A 4,017-nucleotide genomic window follows, 5' to 3' on the forward strand; every position below is an offset into this window, starting at 1 on the left:
CAGTGATGGTAGGTGGCTTTCTCACGGCCCTGGTACTGGCCAGCGGTATACTGGGCCAGACTTTGGGTGGTATCTGGGGTGACCGCCACCCACGCCACAGGATAATGGTCACCGTGGTTACACTGAATATTCCTCTCCTGGTATTGCTGACCTTTACACGCAGTTATCCGCTGGTGCTGGTAGCCGTATTGTGGGGGGTGGTGAACTTTGCCTATCAGCCCATTTCCAACGCCTTGATTTCCGACGTTACCAGTCCGCGACAACGGGGAACCCTGTTTGGGATTCTGAATGGCCTCAATTTTGGTGTGGGAGCTTTCGCCGCCACGCTGGCGGGAGCCATCGGGGATCGGTGGGGCACCGCCGCGATATTCATTGCCATGGCTGTCATTCTCCTGCCAGCCTCAGTGACAGGACTGCTCCTGCGGCGGAACAGCACTCCCATTTCCATTGATTCCCCTTGAGACTTACTCTATATTTAAAGTTAAATGATAGTACCAACTGACCAAAGCGCTGCGATTATTTCCGAGGATGATATCTCTACCCGCCTGACAACCCTCGAGGCGGATATGGAGCGTCTCCACCAGATCGGCATCGCCCTCTCCAGTGAAAAGAACCTTAATAAGCTGTTGGAGACCATTGTATCTGAAGCGCGGGGTTTCACTCACTGCGATGCCGGGACTTTGTACCGGGTGAATGAGAAGAAGCGGGTGCTCACCTTTGAGATCATGCAGACCGAGTCCACCGGCTATTATGCCGGCGGTACCACGAATGTGAAGATCACCGTGCCACCCGTTCCCCTGGAGAAAGATGGGGAGCCCAATCGTGCCAATGTATCGGCCTATGTGGCTATGACCGGTGAGGTGGTGAATATCCCCGATGTCTACGAGGCTGAAGGATTCGATTTTACCGGCCCCAAGAAATATGACGAAATAACGGGCTACCGCACCCAGTCAATGCTCGTAATCCCCATGCGGGATCATACCGATAAGGTTATCGGCGTGCTGCAGCTCATCAATGCCCTCGATGGTGACGAACAGCGTATTCCCTTTAACACCCGCTATGAGTCCATGGTGCGGTCTCTGGCCAGTCAGGCCGCGGTAGCCATCAACAATGCACAGCTCATCCAGGATATTGAGAACCTCTTCAAGTCGGTGGTGCATTACACTGTCAAGGCCATTGATGCTCGAAGCCCGCACACAGCTGGTCACTCCAGCCGGGTCGCCCAGCTTACCCGCCGTTTGGCCGAGGATGTGGATCTCCAAAAAACCGGGCCCTTTGCCGATGTCCACTTTACCAGTGAAGAGCTGGAAGAAATCTGGGTGGCTTCTATTATGCATGATGTCGGCAAAATTGGCGTGCCCGAGGCTATTCTCGAGAAGCACAACAAACTGGATGGGGACAGTTTTGAGCGGGTTGTAAGTCGCCTGAAGAGAATCAAAGGATTCATGAAGCTCAGGGGTGAGCTGCGCAACCAGGAGAATAATCACCCCCCTGATTACGTAGACGAAGAGCTCAAGGCCCAGCTCGAAGAATGGCAAAAGGACTATGAGTTTATTCAATGGGTAAACAGGCCTGGATTCCTGGCGCCTGAGAAGAAGGAGATTCTTGACTGCATTGCCCGGAAGACCTTTATAGATGTTGATGGTGAGGAACGGCCCTACCTCCGGCCGGAGGAGTATGAGGCCTTTTCGGTGATTAAAGGTAATCTAACGGATGAGGAACGTCGCGCGATCCAGCATCATGTTGTAGAAACCGAGAATATGCTGCGCAAGCTTCCCTTTATCGATAAGTTGTCCAGGGTGCCCCTATATGCCGCCAACCACCATGAGTGGCCCAGTGGCAAGGGTTATCCGAAAGGCCTGAAGGGGGACGAGATTCCGCTTCCGGCGCGCATGATGTGTATTGCCGATGTCTGGGATGCCCTGACGGCCCAGGATCGGCCCTATAAGCCTCCGATCCCGCCGGAAAAGTCGTGCCAGATACTCCAGGCTGGTGCTGAACATGACGAGTTCGACAAAGATTTGGTAGATCTATTCATTGCACATCGTTTATGGGAAAAGAAGCCCGGTGAGATCACCGAATTTGCTGAAGAAGAATAAGCTTCAGCACGTCCGAAATGCTTGACTCCACTGCGGGAGTCCGGGTGGCTCTCCAGTCCCTTCCCTCCGTTGATGAGCTCCTTCAGGCCTTTCCTCCCGAGAAATATCATGTCACCCGCCAGCAGGCCAGGGCTGTTGTGCGGGCAGTCCTTGCGGAAGTGCGTCAGCAGATTCTCGATGGTGATCATATACCTGACGCGGGTGCGGTGATAAGAGCCACCTTGCGGGATCGGATGCAGGAGCTGGCCAAACCGAGGCTCAGGCCGGTTCTCAACGGGACCGGGGTGGTATTACATACCGGATTGGGCCGGGCGCCACTGAGCAATCAGGTCCTCGATCGAGCCTTCTGCTCCCTCAGCGGTTATGCGAACCTGGAGCTGGACTTGCCTACCGGGAAGAGGGGCGAACGACTGGAATTGGTATCCGAGCTGTTCAAGGCACTCACTCCTTCAGAGGGTGCAGTGGTGGTGAACAACAATGCCGCAGCAGTGCTCCTCATGCTGAATACCGTCGCCGCTGATAAGGAGGTGGTGATCAGCCGCGGTCAACTGATTGAGATTGGCGGTTCCTTCCGCATGCCCGATGTAATCCGCAAGGCCCAGGCCCGGATGGTAGAGGTAGGCACTACCAACCGGACCCATTTTTCCGACTATGAGAACGCCATTGGCGAAGCCACGGCGGCCCTGCTTTACGTACATACCAGCAATTACCGCATAAAGGGCTTTACCAAGGAGGTTCCCATCTCGGACCTGGCGACGCTGGCAAAGAAGAACAAGCTCCCGCTGGTAGTGGATCTGGGCAGCGGCAGCCTCATGGACCAGCCGATCCACGGACTGGTCCGGGAGCCCAGCGTGAGAAGCGTGCTGAAGGCGGGTGCGGACCTGGTTTCTTTCAGCGGAGATAAGCTCCTTGGTGGCCCTCAGGCGGGCATCGTCGTCGGGCACAATAAATGGCTTAAGCGGCTGCATAAAAATCCCCTCTATCGAGCCTTGCGGTGCGACAAAACGACTCTGGCCCTTCTGGAACAGACCCTGCGCACTTACATAGATGAAGAGAACTACACCCCGGGAAACCTGGCCCTGCGGCTCCTAAATCGGGATCGGAGGGAGCTCCGGTCTCAAGCCGAGGAGTTATTGGGTCGCCTCTCACAGGAGTGCCTTGCCGGCACCACGGTCAAGGTGGTGGAGTCCACGGTGGAGGCGGGCAGTGGGTCGCTGCCTCAGGTTCCGATTCCCAGCATTGCCCTGGCGATCACCAAGCCAGGGACCGGGCCTGATGAGCTGGCCCGGCAGTTTCGCCGGGCTACCCATCCGGTAATCGGATATATTCAGCGGGATCAGTATTATATCGATTTGAAGGCCATTCCACTGGAGAAGAATGATCTGCTTGCGCAGGCAATGGAGGAGGTGCTTACAGCGGATCCCGGAAGTATCCCTTCTAGTGATCGATGAGTAGTTCAGGACAGGTAGTCATCGGCCTGGCAGGCCACATTGACCATGGCAAGACCGCCCTGGTCCAGGCGCTCACCGGTGTTGATACCGACACCCAGGCGGAGGAAAAGCGCCGGGGCATGACCATCGACATCGGCTTCGCCTTCCTTACCGAGACCATCACCCTGGTCGACGTACCCGGCCATGACCGGTTTGTCAAGAATATGGTTAGAGGGGTAGCGGGGATACACATGAGCCTATTGGTAGTGGCTGCCGACGATGGTGTCATGAACCAGACCCGGGAACATCTCCATATCCTCAGGTTCCTGGGCGTGCCGCGAGTTTGTGTGGCGCTGAGTAAAGTGGATTTGGTGGAGGAAGATTGGCTGGCGCTGGTGGAAGATGATATTCGCAAGCTGCTGGTGGGAGCCTCCTATCGGAATAGTCCGATTGTGCGCGTATCCGCTGTAACTGCCGCCGGGATAGAG

The 4,017-nt window shown here is 55.9% G+C and carries 4 protein-coding genes; all 4 read left to right on the forward strand.

The genetic code is table 11. The features are described 5' to 3' along the window. On the forward strand, positions 1 to 461 hold a 461-nt coding region (locus tag ACETWG_08930), incomplete at its 5' end, for an MFS transporter (protein MFB0516715.1). A gap of 24 nt (positions 462 to 485) precedes the next feature. Continuing rightward, positions 486 to 2,099 (forward strand): HD domain-containing phosphohydrolase, encoded by a 1,614-nt coding sequence (locus ACETWG_08935; GenBank protein ID MFB0516716.1) that lies wholly within the window; start codon positions 486 to 488, stop codon positions 2,097 to 2,099. A gap of 17 nt (positions 2,100 to 2,116) precedes the next feature. Beyond that, positions 2,117 to 3,550, forward strand: a complete 1,434-nt coding sequence (selA, locus tag ACETWG_08940; GenBank protein ID MFB0516717.1) for an L-seryl-tRNA(Sec) selenium transferase — start codon at positions 2,117 to 2,119, stop codon at positions 3,548 to 3,550. Further along, positions 3,547 to 4,017: GTP-binding protein (locus ACETWG_08945; GenBank protein ID MFB0516718.1), on the forward strand; the 471-nt coding region annotated here is incomplete at its 3' end. The genes selA and ACETWG_08945, both read left to right, overlap by 4 nt.

Source organism: Candidatus Neomarinimicrobiota bacterium, from assembly GCA_041862535.1.
In the GTDB taxonomy this organism is placed as follows: domain Bacteria; phylum Fidelibacterota; class Marinisomatia; order SCGC-AAA003-L08; family TS1B11.

What these genes read in the sequence shown, in the direction of transcription:
- ACETWG_08935 (MFB0516716.1), top strand. Translation starts at nt 486, where the DNA reads ATGATAGTACCAACTGACCAAAGCGCTGCGATTATTTCCGAGGATGAT.
- selA (MFB0516717.1), top strand. Translation starts at nt 2,117, where the DNA reads ATGCTTGACTCCACTGCGGGAGTCCGGGTGGCTCTCCAGTCCCTTCCC.